The following is a 12,044-nucleotide window of genomic DNA, read 5'->3' on the forward strand; positions in this document are numbered from 1 at the left end:
CGGCCGACGCCGGGCACAAGCCCGGACCTGCTGGTTAGGGGGGTCGAGGCGGATGATCGGGGGCCGTGGGAGGCATCCCCCTAGTGTCCTGGTCCGGAGGTCCGCCGCGGACGTGAGCAGGCCCGGGCGACGGTCAGTGGGGGATGCCGTCGATGAGGTCCCGAGCGCCCTGGCGGAGCAGGGCGACCGCGACGGAGGTGCCGAGGGTCGTCGGGTCCAGGCGGCCGGCCCACTCGTGGGCGTTGAGGACGGTTTTGCCGTCCGGGGTGAACACGCAGGCACGCAGGGAGAGTTCGCCACTCCGGTCGGTACGGGCGAAGCCGGCGATGGGGCTGTTGCAGTGGCCCTGGAGGACGTGCAGGAACATGCGCTCGGCGAGCGTCTCGCGATGGGTGTCCGGATCGCCGAGGCCGCTGACCGTCTCGACCGTCTCGGCGTCGTCCTCCCGGCACTGGAGCGCCAGGACCCCCGCGCCGATCGGCGGCATCATCGTGTCGACGGACAGGACCTCGCTGATCACCTCCGCACGCCCGATCCGCTCCAGCCCGGAGACCGCCAGCAGCAGCGCGTCCGCCTCGCCGGCGGCGAGCTTCTCCAGCCGCCGGTTGGCGTTGCCCCGGAACGGGACACAGTCCAGGTGCGGGTGGGACGCCGCGAGTTGAGCGGTGCGGCGTACGGAGGAGGTGCCGATCCGGGTGCCCGCGGGCAGCTCGTCCAGGGTGCGCCCGGCGGGGTCCACCAGGGCGTCACGGATGTCGTCGCGCTTGAGGAACGCCGCGAACTTGGTGCCCGCCGGGAGGGGCCGGTCCGCCGGAATGTCCTTGACGCAGTGGACGGCCAGATCCGCCTCGCCCGCGATGAGCGCGGCGTCGACCTCCTTGGTGAACGCGCCCTTGCCCTCGACCTTGGAGAGGTCGCCCATCCACTTGTCGCCGGTCGTCTTCACCGGAACCACTTCGGTGCGAAGTCCCGGGTGGAGCACGGCGAGTTCGGCACGGACACGCTCCACCTGGGCCAGAGCCATGGGCGAGTCCCGGGAGACGATACGAATCAGGTCCTGCGGCATGGAGGCACCATAGCCCCTCCGGCACGGTCCGGATGACACATCCGCCGCGCACGTCCGCCGCGCACCGGGCTTCACCTCTGCGCCTTCTCGTACTGCCCGAGAAAACCGAACTCCCCGTCCACCACGCGGAACAGGAACATCCCGTCGCTGTCGTACCCCTTGTCGGTGGTGTGGGCGAGGGTGCGGCTGACACCCTTGTGACGCACCTCCCGCATACGGCGTACGATCGCGCCGCGCTCCGTCAGAGGGGAGACCTCGCCCGCGCACACCCGGGCCAGGAAGTGGACGGCGTCGTACGCCTCCGCCGCGTACCGGCCGGGGGGCTCCCCGTACCGCGCCCGGTAGGCCTCGGTGAAGGAGCGGGCTGCAGGGGTGGCCGTCGGATCGATGAAGGCGGTGGCGAACACCCACCCGTCGGCGCCCGCGCCCGCCGTCTCCAAAAACCGTGTGCCGAACGCCCGTTGGGTCGCGACCCGGGCTCCGGAGAACCCGGCCTGGCGCAGCGCGGACGCGAAGGCGCCCGCGCGCTCCTGACCACCGCTGAACACCACCGCGTCGGCCCGCGCCGCCACGACCCGCTCGGCGAGCGCGGTGTGGTCGAGCCTCCCGGCGGCGACACTCGTGACGCTCGCCTTCCTGCCGGAGCGGCTCAGGCCGCGCTGGACGTAGTTGCAGAGGGTCCAGGCGAAGTCGCCCTCGGCCCGGTCCTCGATCAGCGCCACGTCGCGGGCGTCGACGGATCCCGTGAGATACCGATGGCACGGGGCGGCGAGCAGATCGTCGGTGGGCGTCAGTTGCGCATGTGACCGCAGGGTGCTCGTGGTGTCCCCGACCTGCGGCGGCGCTCCCACGGACACGGTGAGCACGGGCATGACGCCCTGCTTGTACGTGGCTTCCGCGGTGCGGAAGCACGCGTCCGTCGTCGGGCCCAGCACCGCGAGCACCCGCTCGTCCGCCACCAGCCGTGCCGCCCGGTCGAGGGTCCGATGGGGCTCGCCCCCGTCGTCGTACGCGCGCAGCCTGAGCCGCAGCGGCCGGGTGCCGTCGGCGTTGATCTCCGCGACGGCCAGCCGGGCACCGTTGAGCTGCGCGCGACCGATCTCGCCGGCCGTGCCGGAGAGATCGCCCTGGAAGGCCACGAGGAGTCCGGTGCGCAGGGCGGTCGAGGGCGAGCCGCCCGCGCCCGCGCCGTTCTTCCGGTCGCCCCGTTCGTGCCACCACCAGGCCCCGCCGCCGACCGCCAGCACACCGGCCCCCGTGGCACCGAGCGCCAGGACGCCCCGGCGGCTCGCCGACGGGGCGTCGCCGCGCGCCCCGAGGAGCGACGTGAGCGTGGCCGCGTCCGAGTTCGCCGACCTGCTCCCGATCGCCTCCTCCGACCCGGCCGAGGCCGACGCGGTCGAGGCAGGCGCGGACACCCGGGTCGGCTCGATCGCGCCCATGGCGAGCACGGCCGCCGACCGGTCCGCGATCAACCGGACCACCGGCTCCGGCAGCCATCGCTCCCGGTCGCCGGGGACGGCACGGTCCAGCGCCGCCCCGGCCTCGACGGCCGTGGGCCGGTGTGCCGGATCCTTGTCCAGGCACGCCCGTACGACCGGCTCCAGGGCCTCCGGGACGCCGGACAGCTCCGGCTCGTCGTAGACCGTGCGCAACAGCACCCCGGGAGCCGCCCCGCCACCGAACGGACGTACGCCGGTCGAGGCGAAGGCCAGCACACAGCCCAGCGAGAACATGTCGCTGGGCGGGCCGATCCCGGCGCCGCCCGCCCGGATCTGTTCGGGCGACAGGAAGCCGGGCGAGCCCACGATGACACCGGTGGAGGTGAGCGCCGTACCCTCCGAGGCCCGCGCGATACCGAAGTCGATCAGACGTGGACCGTCCGCGGCGAGCAGCACGTTGCCCGGCTTCACGTCGCGGTGCACCAGCCCCGCCCGGTGGACCGCGTCCAGCGCCTCGGCGAGCCGCAGCCCCAGCACGCCCACGGACGCGGGCGACAACGTCCCGTGCTCCTGAAGGACCTCCGCGAGGGAGGGACCCGGCACGAACGCGGTCGCCAGCCACGGGTTCTCCGCGTCGGCGTCCGCGTCCAGCAGCGGTACCACCCAGGGGCCGGCGACCTGCCGGGCCGCCTCGATCTCCCGGCGGAACCGCGCACGGAACCCCTCGTCGTCGGCATGGGACGCCCGTACCACCTTGACGGCGGCGAAGGCCCCGCCCGGCGCGCGGGCGAGGAACACGACGCCCATACCGCCGACGCCCAGCCGTCGCAGTGGACGGTAGCCGCCCAGCCGTGACGGGTCGGCGGTACGCAGCGGCTCCATCAGGCCTGCAGCGGCGCGGGGCCGCCGTACACGAACGCTCCGTCCTCGACGTGCCAGACGAAGCCGCCGGTGCCGTCGATGACCGGCAGGCCGTTCTTCTGGAAGGCGTACTTTCGGGTGATGCCTTGGTACTCGGCGGCCCGCAGACCGGCGAGCAGTTCCTCGCGGGTACGCTTCTTCGCCGGCAGCTCCGCCAGCGTCTTCAGCACCATGCCGGTCACGTCGTAGGCCTCGGCCGCGTACCGGGGCGGGGCCGTCTTCCACCGTTGCCGGTAGGCGTCCACGAACGCCTTCGCCGCCGGTACCCGCGTCGCGTCGACGACGGGTGCGACGATCGTCCACCCGTCGGCGGCCTCCCGCGCCGCCGACAGGAAGCCCTGGTCGAGCAAGGCCGGCCCGGAGGCGCGGACGCCGGAGAAGCCGCGTTCCCGCAGCGTCCGGGCGAACGACGCGCCGCGGTCGGGGAGTCCGGCGAAGGCGAACGCGTCGCTGTCGGCGGCCAGCAGGTCGTCCACCGTGTCGCCGAAGCCGGACCGCATGGCGCTGACCACCCGGGGGATGTACGGCTGCCCTGCCGTGTGCAGTTGTGCGCTGAGACTGCTGCCGATCTCCCCTCCGTAGGTGTCGGACGCCCGGTCGACGACCACACCGACCCTGCGGGGGCGGGTGCCGCGCAGGACCGGGTCGATGTAGACGGCCAGCACCGGGTCGGGCAGCCGCGCGTACAGGAAGGAGCGGAAACCCTGGACGGCGAGGCCGATGGCGCCGGGGGACACCGCGATCACCGGCAGCAGACCGGCGTCGTAGGCCGCCAGTGCCGACTGGGCGGTCGCGTCCGTGGTCGGACCCACCACGGCGAGGACGGCGGGGTCGTCGGCGAGCCGCTTCGAGATCCGGGACGACTCCGCCGGGTCGCCGGAGTCGTCCACGGCCCGTACGGCTACCTGGAAGGGGGCGTCGCCCCGGGCGTTGAACTCCGCGACGGCCAGCCGCACTCCGTTCTCCTGGGCCCTTCCGGTGACGCGCTGGTCGCCGCTGAGGTCGCCGTGCAGGGCCACGGTGTAGGCGGGGCGTCGGGAGGCGGCGGCCGGCTTCCCGCCGCCCGAAGCGCCGTCCCGGCCCAGCGCCCACCAGGTCGCACCGCCCCCCGCGGCGAGGACCGCGCCCGCGCCGGCGAGGAGAAGACGACGCCTGGACGGGGCGTCCGGGGCACCGGCGGTCGTGGCCAGGGTGTCACCGGCGCCGGAGGCGGGGGATGCGGTGTCGTCCTCGGCACCGGAGGGCCGGGGAGAGGTCCCGCTCGGCGAGTCGCCGTTCGCTGCGGCCTCCGCCTCCGCCTCCGCCCTTCCGGCCGAGACCTCGGTGCGCTCGATGTCCGGCAGCGCGAGCGCCTCGGTCGAACGCCGGGCGATCAACCGGACGACCTCTTCGGGGAGCCAGGAGCCGGGTGCGTCGGCCGACGTGCCGACCGGGCCGTCAGCAGTGCCGTCCAGGCCGTCAGTGGACCGGGCTGATACCCCGGCACTCGCCGAAATCCGCGAAGGCTCTTGGGAAAGCCCGTCTGAAGGCCCGCGCGTGGGCCCGGCCCCGCCGTCCGGTGCGTCGACAGGTCCGTCGGAGGAGGCGGCCTCGCCACCGGTGTACGGCACCGCATCCGCAGGCGCCTCGGCGGCGCCGCCGGGCAGGGCATCGCCGACGGCCACCCCACCGTCCCGCGCGCCGCTCTCCCCGGCTTCACCTCGCCGCGCGCCGGCTTCCGCGGCTTCGGTGTCCTGAGGGTCGCTTTCTCGGGCCTCGGCGTCGCGCGGGCCGGCTTCCTCGGCTTCACCATCCTGCGGGCCGGTCTCCCCGGCCTCCGCGTTCGCAGGACCCGCCGAGCCGACGGGCGACAGCGCCCGCACGGAGGCCTTCTCATCAGGAGATGACCCCCGTACGGCCGTGTCCTCCGGAGGCAGCGCCCGTGCGGCCCCTGCCTCACGGGCAGGCGCCCCTACGGCCTCCTCCTCGGGAAGCAGTTCGCGCGCCACCTCTTCGACCCGTGGCCGTCGGGCCGGCTCCTTCTCCAGGCAGCGGGACAGCAGTGCGGTGAGCGTGGCCGGGACGCCGTCGAGGTCGGCCGGGTCGTGCACGGCCCGGTACAGGAGGGCGTCGAGCGCCCCGGTGCCGAACGGAGGGCGGCCCGTCGACGCGAATGCCAGGACGCAGCCGAGGGAGAACACATCGCTGGGCGCGCCGATGGCCGGGCCGCCACGCCCCTCGGCCTGCTCCGGCGAGAGGTAGCCGGGGGTGCCGACCACGAGACCCGTCGCGGTGAGCGCGGTGTCCTCGGGTGCCCTGGCTATCCCGAAGTCGATCAGCCGAGGCCCGTCCGGAGCGAGCAGCACATTGCCCGGCTTGAGGTCGCGGTGGACCAGTCCGGCCCGGTGGACCTCGCCCAGCGCCAGTGCGAGCCGTCCGCCGAGGACACGCAACCCGTACTCGGTGAACGGCCCGTGCGCGGCCACCGCCTCGGCCAGTGACGGCCCGGGTACGTACGCCGTCGCCAGCCACGGCGCCTGCGCGTCCACGTCGGCGTCCACCAGGGGCACCGCCCACGGGCTGCCGACGCGACGCGCGACCTCGACCTCACGCCGGAACCGCTCCCGGAAACCCTCGTCCTCGGCATACTCGGCCGCCAGCACCTTCAACGCCACCAGCGAACCGGTCGCCGTACGCGCGAGGTAGACCACGCCCATGCCACCGGCGCCGAGCCGGCCGAGCAGACGGTGACCGGCGACCCGCGCCGGGTCGGAAGAACGCAACCGCTCCATCAGCCCTCGCCTCCGCCGAGCTCGTACGACACCCGGTCGAGCATGGTGACGGTGCCGCGCGTCATGTACTGGTCCAGTTCGGGGGCGGTGTACCCCTGGGCGCCCTTGATCGACACCGCCACGGTCACCGTTCCGAGCCTGGTGACCATCCACCGGTACGGCTCTTTTCCGCTGCCGGTCAGATAGTCGCCCGACTCGAAGACCGAGTCGTCGGCGTAGGTGTTGTCGCGTCGGCCGAAGGGTGTGCCCACGGACATCAGTCCCGCGATCCGCTCGTCGGCGCGTACCTGCTGCTCGGGGCAGCGCAGCGCCTCCTCCAGCGCTTCGGACAGCGCGTCGTCGGCATCGGCCACTGTGGTGTGAACCGTCACGGAGGCCGTCACCCTGATCGTGCCGCGCTTGCCGGTGCCGGGGAGTCGGCTGTAGAGCGACACGGAGGCGAGTACGTCGTCGGGCAGGGCCCGGCGCTGCCACCGGCACTCCTTGTCCAGTACGGCGACGGTGTTCTCGGCGCTGCGGGCGAGCGGCTGCTGCGCCTGGAAGCCCGGTCCCCAGTCCTGCGGCCGCATCACGACTGCCTCCGCGAACGTGGCGCCCCGCTCCCTGGAACGCGGCACACGGTTTGGGTCCGCCTGGAAGGGCGTCGGGGACGGGGTCGCCGACGGCTCCGCGTCCTCCGTCGAAGCCTGTCCGGAGGCGGAAGCCGACGGCGTGGAGCCCTCCGAAGCCCTGCCGCCGGGCTCGGCCGCCGTGTCCGCCGCGTCAGCGCTGCACCCACCGAGCAGCACCACCGCCGCGGTGCCCGACGCGGCGGCCCTCAGCCGCCAACCCCCTCTGTGTCCAGCCGATTTGCTCTCCATCGCCGCCCCCTCCACCGAGATCCCCCTGTGTGACCGGAGATCGTACAGAGGCACGCAATCGGGGAGGGAGCGGTTCCCGACGAGTCGATTCGCACTCGCCGGCATCGACCGGGCACGTGTCCGTCGTGGCGCGGCTGCGCGAGCTGTACGACGAGGACACCGAGACCGGGCACATCGCCGGCGTCCAGGAGCTGTACGCGGGCGCACGGCCCGGCACCCGACTGGCGGCCCAACTCGCCCTGGAAACCCGCAAGTGGGAGGAGCTGTCCGAGGAACACCGCACAGCCCTCCTGCGCGGTATACCCTTCGCATCCGCCGTCCGGGTGCGCGTACTGGCCGGCGCGGCGGTCGCCTTCCACCTCGGCATGGAGACCCTCACCCACGTGGACGGCGACCGCTCCCCTCACTACCCTCTTCGACCAGGCCACCCGCCTGGCATCGATCTTCGACCGCGTCCCCCGCCTCACCCGCCGGGCACGCAGGGTGAGATGAGACCCGGCGAGCCGAACGACCCGGACACGGAGAGAAGACGAGGAAACCCCGTGGATCGCCACCGCCGGCACACCCCCGCCTCTGCTCCCACCCCCGTCCCAGCTCCCACCCCCATCCCTGCCCTCACTCCCACCCTCATCCCTGCCTTCACTCCCACCCCGGTTCCCACCCCCACCCCACGACTCGCCTTCCGTCAGATGACCGAGGACGACCTCGACGACATGGCCGCGCTCCTCGGCGACCCGCGCGTGATGCGCCACTACCCCCAGCCCATGACCCGAGAGGAAGCCCTGGCCTGGATCGCCTGGAACCAGCGCCTCTACCGGCAGGAGGGCCATGGACTCTGGCTGGTCACCCTCCGCGCCACCGGCGAGTTCGTCGGCGACTGCGGTCTGACACCACAGGAGATCGAAGGAGTCATCGAACTCGAGGTCGGCTACCGGGTCCGGGCCGACCTCCAGGGCAACGGCTACGCCACCGAGGCCGCGGCCGCCTGCCGCGACCACGCCCGCGACGTCCTCCACGCGAAGCGACTCGTCGCGGTCATCCGTCCCGCCAATCGCCCGTCCCAGCGCGTCGCGGAGAAGATCGGCCTTCCCTTCGAACGCGCCGCCGTCTCCCGCTCCGGCCTCCCCGTTCACATCCACGCCACGCTCCTGTGACGACCTCGGCCCGGGACGACGAGGGCGGGAACAGGCCCATGAATTCAGCGAGGAACAGAGCGAGTTGGGGCTATCTTCGGCGGCATGTCTGTAGACCTCGTCGGAACGATGCACGCTCCCGTGCCCCTGGACGCGCTCGTTGCCGCGGCTCGGGAGACCTTGACGCGTTTGCTCGGTCTGCGAACGGTCCCTGTCATCGACGTGATCACTGACCGTGTATTCGATCAGGGACGTCTCGTCGACGCGGGTCGACGACTCGGCGACCGAGAGCTCGGCACCGTGCTGGTGGGCGAGCGTCCCACGACCTTTGCCGAGGAGTGTCCTGGCGAGCGTGACTTCGGCTTCCGCGTCGCCGGCCTGAGGGACACGGTGCGACTGATGGTGTGGGACCCGCGAGAGCTTGCGGACGACGATGCTCTGCCTGACCGGCGTGAACCGGTGGAGGCGGTCTTCAGTCCCTCGCGGACATGTGTGGGCGTCGTGACCGCGACCGCCCTTGCCCTGGCCGCCGGCAGCCTGGGTGATGGCGAGTTCATCGACGCGGAGATCTCCATGTTGCGGCAGCCCGAGCCGGATCCCACGCGGATGATCGAGCTCACCCGGCTACCCGACCGAGGCGACGACTTCGCCGCCCGGTGCGAGCGCTTCATGCGGCAATTCCCCCGACTGAACGGCTGGCCCCGGGACGTGCGGCTACCACGCGGTCCGGACGCTACCGGCTGACGCCGTCAGCAGAGGCCTCCCGGCGCTCGTTCGGCATCGTCATGCGAACCGAGCACCGGGAGGCCTCATGCGCACCGCCTGTGCGCACGTCGTCGGAGACGGGACGCGCCGGGGGAATTCAGCCGGCGTAGATCCTGCCCTGCTTCACCACGTAGGGGACGGGATCGGAGCAGCCGAGGGAGGGCGTGAGGAGCAGGCTCACGGTCAGTGGCGCCGGCTCGGTGCCGGCGGTCGAGAACTGGCAGACGGCCCCCTTGCCCGTGAGCGGGTACCAGAACCAGCCGTCCACATCGCCCACGGTCACCCGGTCCGATTCCTTCCACGCGCCACCGGACTGTGTGTAGACCTGAAGGCGCACGGACGCGGCGTACTCGTCCTGCGTCGACCGCAGCGCGGTCAGCGTGATCTTGTAGTCGGAGCCGAGCGTGGACGAGGCGATCTGCCGCGCGCGTGGGGCGGCGGTGTCCGCGTTCGAGGCTCCCGCGCCGGCGGCCCCGAGGGCGGCCGCCACCAGGACCGTGAGCGCTGCGGCGGTGCCGCGACGCGTGCGGGTCGAGTTCATGTGTTCCCCCGTTGGAACGAGTCTGGACAAAGGGTCGGATTGTTCCGTTCAGTGGTGAAGACGAGCCAAAGGGTTCGAAGGTTGTACGGGGCTTCCGGGTGGTACGGCGCTGTTGCTCAGCCGACCGGGACGGCTCGGTGTCACCGTCGGCGGCATCACGTGGGGCGGATGAGGAGGAGGGCGATGTCGTCGCTGCGGGGCGCGGCGCGGCGGGCATGGTGGACGAGGGATTCGGCGACCGTGTCCATGGCCGGGGGTTCGGCTCGCGCCAGCGCGTGGGCGAGGTCGTCGACCGCGTCGTCGATGTCGACACCGGGTGCCTCGACGAGTCCGTCGGTGTAGAGGGCCAGTACGGAGCCGGGGAGAAGCGGGACGACGGTGGAGGAGTAGGCGGCGTCCGGGTCGATGCCGAGGAGGAGGCCCGGGGGTAGGTGGAGGGGCTCGGTGCGGCCGTCGGGATGCCGCAGCAGCGGGGGAGGGTGCCCGGCCGTGGCGAGGCAGGCGCGGTGCGTGGCGAGATCCAGATGGACGTAGAGGCAGCTGGTGAAGAGGTCGGGTTCGAGGTCGGTGAGCAGGCGGTTGGTGCGGGCGAGGACCTCGTCGGGCGGCGCGCCTGCCGTGGCGTGGACGGCCGTGCGGACCTGCCCCATGAGGGCGGCGGCGTTGACGTTGTGACCCTGGACGTCGCCGATGGCGGCTGCGGCCGTGGTGGCGTCCAGGCGGATGAGGTCGTAGAAGTCGCCGCCGACATCCATGCCACGGGTGGCGGGTAGGTAGCGGGCGGCCACGTCCAGTCCCGCGACCCGGGGCAGGGCGTGGGGCAGCAGGCCGGCCTGGAGATCGCGGGCGAGCTGCTGCTTGGTGTCGTAGAGACGGGCCCGGTCCAGTGCCTGGGCGATCAGTCCGGCGGTGGAGATGAGGACGGCGCGCTCCTCCGTGGCGAAGGGATGGGGCCGCTGGTAGGCCAGAACCAGTGAGCCGACCGGGCGGCCCGAGGTGATCAGCGGGAGGAAGGCCCAGGCGGCCATGTCGTCCTGCAGCATGGCCGGGGGATAGGCGCGCTCGAGCTCGGCGAAGGTGGCGAAGAAGGCGGGCACGCCCGTGGTCAGGGCGCGTACGGCGGGGGTGTCCGAGGTGAGCGGGGCGGCGTTGAAGCGTTCCATGAGTTCGGCGGTGTAGCCGCGGTAGCCGATGATCCGCAGCCGGCCCTCCTCGGCGGTCATCAGGGCGAGGGACGCCGCGCCGAAGGCGGGCAGCACCTGTTCGGCGACCTGGTCGACGACATCGCGTACCCCGACGGCTTCGGTGAGCGTGGCGGCCAGATGCATCAGGTGGTACAGCGAAGTGGCCCTCCCCGGCGCGGAGGGGGACGACGGACGCGGCCGGGGTGAGGACGTGACCGACGCGTGCGCGTGGGCCGAATGGGTGGGCGCGACATGGACGCTGATGCCGGAGGCGTCCGGTACGAGGCTGAAGGAAAGCCACCGGTCCGGCGGGCGCAGGGCGATGAAGGAGACCGTTTCGCGGCTGAGCATGGCCGCCCGGTAGCTGTCCTCGGCGGTCGGGTCCGCCAGCCAGCGCAGCGCCTCCCACGGCTTGGCACCCAGCAGGTCGGGGATGTCGGCCCCGAGCAGTTCGGCGGCCCTGGCGCTCAGGAAGGTGATCCGTCCGTCCACGTCGAGCGAGCAGCAGCCGCCGGGAAGGCGCTCGGCGAAGTCGACCGCGGCCTGCGCCTCGGCCGGCCCGGCCGTCCTCGAGCGCGGCGGGGGCAGCATCAGCGGCTCGTCCGGGGCCCGTACCGGATGGCCGTCGTCCGCAGCCTTCCGCAGCAGCATGCCCAGCCGGTGGCAGACGCCGGTGATGGCCTCCCGCTCACTGGGGCTCGGCTGCGGCGGATGCGAGGCCGGCCACTGCAGCACCAGGCCGCCCCAGGTGTGCGTACCGGTGCTGATCGGAGCGGCGGCCAGCGCGAAACGGTACGGCACGACCAGCGCCATGCGTGGATAGCGGCGGGCCAGCTCCTCCTCGCCGCTGATCCACACCAGTCGGTGTTCCCGCACCGCGTCGGACACCGGGGAGGAGGCATTGACCGGCACCCGCGCCCAGGGCATGGAGATCTCCCAGGGGACCCCGCCCAGCACCGCCAGCCGCAGCACCGACTCGCCCGGTGGCAGCAGATACACCGCCGTCACGGACGTGCCGATCTCCCGGGCGGACTCGAGCAGCGCGGACTCCAGCACCTCCGGCGCACAGCCCCGACCCGACCGAACGGCACCAGCTTCCGGCACGCCCTCACCCGCCCCGGACCGCGCGCCCATGGGACGCGGAACTCTCTACGCACCGGAAGCGGCCGCGACGATGGGCGGCCTCGGCCCGGTCCACCGGGCCACGGGAGGATGAAGGCACCCGCTCAGGGGACCCCGGCAGCGCGACCGCGCACCACATCCACCGCACGTCACCCATATGCGGACCATACGCCCCCGAGGCGGTGGCGGCATGCCGGTGCGGGGCGGTCGCACGGCCCCCACCGCGGCGGCCGCGCCGC

The 12,044-nt window shown here is 73.0% G+C and carries 8 protein-coding genes; 2 read left to right on the plus strand and 6 right to left on the minus strand.

Annotation, left to right across the window (positions count from 1 at the left end):
- Positions 1 to 133: 133 nt before the first annotated feature.
- From hemC to ACFY9I_RS21130, 4 genes are all read right to left on the minus strand, one after another.
- Positions 134 to 1,066: a hydroxymethylbilane synthase gene (gene hemC / locus ACFY9I_RS21115; protein ID WP_391003755.1), complete on the minus strand. Its 933-nt coding sequence runs from the start codon at positions 1,064 to 1,066 to the stop codon at positions 134 to 136.
- Between the two features lie 71 nt (positions 1,067 to 1,137).
- On the minus strand, positions 1,138 to 3,390 hold the full coding sequence (locus tag ACFY9I_RS21120; RefSeq protein WP_391003757.1) for an ABC transporter substrate-binding protein: 2,253 nt from the start codon (positions 3,388 to 3,390) through the stop codon (positions 1,138 to 1,140).
- Entirely contained in the window at positions 3,390 to 6,200 is a 2,811-nt protein-coding gene (locus tag ACFY9I_RS21125; protein WP_391003759.1) for an ABC transporter substrate-binding protein, read from the minus strand. Before ACFY9I_RS21125 ends, ACFY9I_RS21120 begins: the two co-directional genes overlap by 1 nt.
- Positions 6,200 to 7,060, minus strand: a complete 861-nt coding sequence (locus ACFY9I_RS21130; protein ID WP_391003761.1) for a hypothetical protein — start codon at positions 7,058 to 7,060, stop codon at positions 6,200 to 6,202. The genes ACFY9I_RS21125 and ACFY9I_RS21130 overlap by 1 nt, the downstream gene beginning before the upstream one ends.
- Before the next feature lie 116 nt (positions 7,061 to 7,176).
- Between ACFY9I_RS21130 and ACFY9I_RS21135 the strand changes: the two genes are divergently transcribed.
- Positions 7,177 to 8,214 (plus strand): GNAT family N-acetyltransferase, encoded by a 1,038-nt coding sequence (locus ACFY9I_RS21135; protein ID WP_391003763.1) that lies wholly within the window; start codon positions 7,177 to 7,179, stop codon positions 8,212 to 8,214.
- A 120-nt stretch (positions 8,215 to 8,334) separates the two neighbouring features.
- Complete coding sequence (locus ACFY9I_RS21140) at positions 8,335 to 8,937, plus strand: hypothetical protein (RefSeq protein WP_391003765.1); 603 nt, start codon at positions 8,335 to 8,337, stop codon at positions 8,935 to 8,937.
- Positions 8,938 to 9,055: 118 nt separating this feature from the next.
- On the opposite strand, the gene ACFY9I_RS21145 is transcribed toward ACFY9I_RS21140, so the two are convergent.
- Positions 9,056 to 9,499: a hypothetical protein gene (locus tag ACFY9I_RS21145; RefSeq protein ID WP_391003767.1), complete on the minus strand. Its 444-nt coding sequence runs from the start codon at positions 9,497 to 9,499 to the stop codon at positions 9,056 to 9,058.
- A gap of 155 nt (positions 9,500 to 9,654) precedes the next feature.
- Positions 9,655 to 11,817: a SpoIIE family protein phosphatase gene (locus ACFY9I_RS21150; RefSeq protein WP_391003769.1), complete on the minus strand. Its 2,163-nt coding sequence runs from the start codon at positions 11,815 to 11,817 to the stop codon at positions 9,655 to 9,657.
- Positions 11,818 to 12,044: the final 227 nt, after the last annotated feature.

The sequence above is a fragment of the Streptomyces sp. NPDC012510 genome, assembly GCF_042955065.1.
GTDB lineage: Bacteria > Actinomycetota > Actinomycetes > Streptomycetales > Streptomycetaceae > Streptomyces.

Coding starts and splice junctions, on each gene's coding strand:
- hemC (WP_391003755.1), bottom strand. CDS start 1,066: ATGCCGCAGGACCTGATTCGTATCGTCTCCCGGGACTCGCCCATGGCT.
- ACFY9I_RS21120 (WP_391003757.1), bottom strand. CDS start 3,390: ATGGAGCCGCTGCGTACCGCCGACCCGTCACGGCTGGGCGGCTACCGT.
- ACFY9I_RS21125 (WP_391003759.1), bottom strand. CDS start 6,200: ATGGAGCGGTTGCGTTCTTCCGACCCGGCGCGGGTCGCCGGTCACCGT.
- ACFY9I_RS21130 (WP_391003761.1), bottom strand. CDS start 7,060: ATGGAGAGCAAATCGGCTGGACACAGAGGGGGTTGGCGGCTGAGGGCC.
- ACFY9I_RS21145 (WP_391003767.1), bottom strand. CDS start 9,499: ATGAACTCGACCCGCACGCGTCGCGGCACCGCCGCAGCGCTCACGGTC.
- ACFY9I_RS21150 (WP_391003769.1), bottom strand. CDS start 11,817: ATGGGCGCGCGGTCCGGGGCGGGTGAGGGCGTGCCGGAAGCTGGTGCC.